This window comes from Actinomadura logoneensis (genome assembly GCF_003428695.1).
Lineage (GTDB): Bacteria > Actinomycetota > Actinomycetes > Streptosporangiales > Streptosporangiaceae > Spirillospora > Spirillospora logoneensis.
The window spans coordinates 1-2,429 of the sequence record NZ_QURH01000632.1; the positions used below are offsets into that span (position 1 = coordinate 1).

The 2,429-nt window shown below is 76.1% G+C and carries 3 protein-coding genes; 1 reads left to right on the forward strand and 2 read right to left on the reverse strand.

The window, feature by feature from the left end:
* A partial coding sequence (locus tag DZF91_RS24910) for a dihydrolipoamide acetyltransferase family protein (RefSeq protein WP_147341362.1) occupies positions 1–774 on the forward strand: 774 nt, incomplete at its 5' end.
* A 294-nt stretch (positions 775–1,068) separates the two neighbouring features.
* Here DZF91_RS24910 and DZF91_RS24915 read toward each other — a convergent pair.
* On the reverse strand, positions 1,069–1,278 hold the full coding sequence (locus tag DZF91_RS24915; protein ID WP_117359680.1) for a hypothetical protein: 210 nt from the start codon (positions 1,276–1,278) through the stop codon (positions 1,069–1,071).
* Positions 1,279–1,318: 40 nt separating this feature from the next.
* Positions 1,319–2,429: cellulose binding domain-containing protein (locus DZF91_RS24920; protein WP_147341363.1), on the reverse strand; the 1,111-nt coding region annotated here is incomplete at its 5' end.

The following is a 2,429-nucleotide window of genomic DNA, read 5'->3' on the forward strand; positions in this document are numbered from 1 at the left end:
CAGCCCGCGTCCGCCCCGGCCGCGCAGCCCGCCCCGGCCGCCGCGTCCGCCCCGCAGAAGCCCGCCGCCCCCGCTCCGCAGGTCGCGGACGAGGACGTCGAGCGCGTCCCGCTGAACCGGTTCCGCAAGGTGGCCGCGCGCCGCCTGACCGAGAGCAAGCAGAACGCGCCGCACTTCTACCTCAACCGCGAGGTGGACGCCGACGCCCTGGTCGCCTTCCGCAGGACCCTGAACGAGGCGCTCGCCCCTGCCAAGGTCAGCGTGAACGACCTGATCGTCAAGGCGTCCGCCCGGGCGCTGCGCGAGCACCCGCAGGTCAACACCTCCTACACCGAGGACGCCCTGCTCGTGCACAGGCGCGTCCACGTCGGCGTCGCCGTCGCGGTCGAGGACGGCCTGCTGGTCCCGGTGATCAAGGACGCGGACCGCAAGTCGGTGTCGGAGATCGGCGCCGAGACCCGCGAGCTGGCGGCGAAGGCCCGGGACGGCAAGCTGTCCCCGGCCGACATGACCGGCGGCACGTTCTCGGTCAGCAACCTCGGCATGTTCGGCGTGGACTCGTTCTCCGCGGTGATCAACCCGCCGGAGGCGGCGATCCTCGCGGTCGGCGCGGTCCGCGAGGAGCCGGTGGTCAAGGACGGCCAGGTCGTCCCCGGCCGCCGCATGGCGATCACCCTGTCGGTGGACCACCGCGCGGCCGACGGCGCCACGGCGGCCAGGTTCCTGGCCCGCCTGGCCGAGCTGCTGGAGAACCCACTCCTGATCGTCGCGTAACGTGGTCTGGCCGTTCGCGGCCGGACCACCCCGCGCGCGACCGGGCCGGGGACGGGCCGCCGCGCACGCCCCGGAGCCGGACGCTCCCTGAAGACCCGCCGCCCATGGCGCACCCCGTGGGGCGGCGAACGGCCCCGCGCCCCCACCGGTGATCCCGGTCAGGGCGCGGGGCCGCAATATCTCACGCGCCGCGCACCGCCGCGAGCGCCCGCCTCGGACGGGCCGCGCACGCGGGCGGAAGATGACGGGCTCGGACGGACCGCAGGCCGGTCAGGCTGCCGGAGGCGGCCGGGGCTACTTGCTGGGCTCGGGCATCTTGCAGGAGATCTTCGGGTTGAGCCCGAGGTAGTTGAGCGGCCCGGCGATCACCGTCACGGCGATCGTGCCGCTGCGGCTGCAGTCCTTCAGCTGATCCTTGACCGGCCGGTCGTAGTAGTGGCGCTGGCCCGCGGCGACGGCGCCGATGACGAGCCAGATGAGCAGCACGACCGAAGAGATCCGCATAGCCACATCGTGCAGGTCCGGCGGCTCGGGGACAACCCTTTCACGCCTGATCGCACGGTGTGCCGCCGAGGGCGAAGGCGTCCGGGCGGGGTTCGGGGGCGCTCCCGGAGGCCGTCCCGAGGAAGCCGAACTCGGCGGTCCCGTGCGGGGCGATCCGGCGGTTGTAGTCGGCGGCGGTGACGGTGACGTCCGCCCCGGACTGCTCGCGCACGCCGTTCCAGATCTGCGTGATCCGCTCGCCCCGGGCGAACCGCCACCTCAGCCGCCAGCCGTCCACGGCGGACGCGCCGAGGTTGGTGATCCGCACCTGCGCCTGGAACCCGCCGGGCCACTGCCCGGTCACCGCGTACGCGACCGCGCACGCCGCTTCGGCCGGTGTGGACGGCGGGGTGGACGGTGAGGTGGTCGGAGCATGCGCGGCGCTGGACGGCCGCCCGGTCGGGGCGGGCGACGCTGCGGGCCGCCGTTCGTCGGAGAGCGCCGCGACCAGCAGCAGCACGAGCAGCAGGGCGGCGGCCACTCCCCCGCCGATCAGCAGCGGCCGTCGGGCCGACACCCCGCCGGACGCGGACGACGGCGACCGTCGCGGTGACGCCCCGCCAGACACCAGAAGCGGCGTCCGGCGCGGGGACGCGTCCTCGGGCGCGGGGGGCAGGGGGTCGTCCAAGATCCGTGTCGGGTTGCCCGCTTCGGGGTCGGGAGCCGGTGGCCTCGCAGGCGGCGGCCCGGCAGGGCCGTGCTGCGGGGGCGTGGCCGGTTCCAGGGTCCCGGCCGTCTCGGCGGCGGTCGGGCGGCGGGCCGGGTCGGCGTCCAGGCAGCGGTCCACCAGGGCGGCCAGGCCGGACGGCACCGGCTCCGGCAGCGTCTCGCGCAGCAGGACGCCGAGGGCGTAGACGTCGGCGGCCGGGGTCGGGTCCTCGCCCGCGAGGAGTTCGGGCGCGACGTAGGCGGGAGTGCCGAGGAGCGCCCCCTCGGCCGTCCGGTGCCCGAAGGCGAGGCCGAAGTCGACGACCTTCGCCCCGGCCGGGGTGAGGACGACGTTGGCGGGTTTCACGTCGCGGTGCACGACGCCCGCCGCGTGCGCCGCCGCCAGCGCGCGGGCGACCTGCGCGCCCACCGAGGCCGCCTCCCTGGCCGGGAGCGGGCCGCGG